Origin of the sequence: Vibrio crassostreae 9ZC13 (assembly GCF_000272045.2) — a bacterium.
Taxonomy (GTDB): domain Bacteria; phylum Pseudomonadota; class Gammaproteobacteria; order Enterobacterales; family Vibrionaceae; genus Vibrio; species Vibrio crassostreae_C.
The window spans coordinates 1-635 of record NZ_AJYZ02000010.1; the positions used below are offsets into that span (position 1 = coordinate 1).

Here is a 635-nt window from a genome sequence, read left to right on the forward strand (position 1 = left end):
GCCATGTTGCTCGGTGTTCCTGTTGAACTTTCCGTTCAAACACGAAGAATTAAGTGTCGTGACTGCGGCATCAAAACAGAGTCTCTATCTTGGTTAGAGCCTTATGCTCGTATAACGAAGCGCCTAAAAAGTTATATAGAACAACTGCTGCCTCTTCTTCCCATTAAGCATATCTCCCAGTTAACGAGCGTACATTGGCACACCATTAAAGAGATAGATAAACGCCGACTTCGACAAGTGGTGCCGTCAGTGAAATGGGAAGAGCTAAGGCAACTCGTCATGGACGAGTTCGCTATCTTTAAAGGGCATAGGTATGCCACGGTCATTGCTGACGCTAAGACTCATCAAGTCATTTGGATAGGGTTAGGCCGTAGCCGCAAGGACATACGACCGTTCTTCGAGCTGTTAGGCAAGCATGGCAATAATATCGAAGCGGTCGCGATGGACATGAATACGGCTTTTGACCTTGAAGTTCAAGCGCACTGCCCGAACGCAAAAATCGTTTACGACTTATTCCATGTTGTTGCTAAGTTCGGTCGTGAGGTAATGGATAGAGTCAGAGTCGACCAAGCCAACAAACTCAAGCAAGATAAAAAAGCGAGGCAATGGGTCAAGCGCTCACGCTGGGTGTTGTT

The 635-nt window shown here is 46.8% G+C and carries 1 protein-coding gene; it reads left to right on the top strand.

The genetic code is table 11. The features are described 5' to 3' along the window. Nucleotides 1-635 (top strand): ISL3 family transposase (locus A136_RS01255; protein ID WP_017062780.1); only part of this gene is annotated, 635 nt, incomplete at both ends.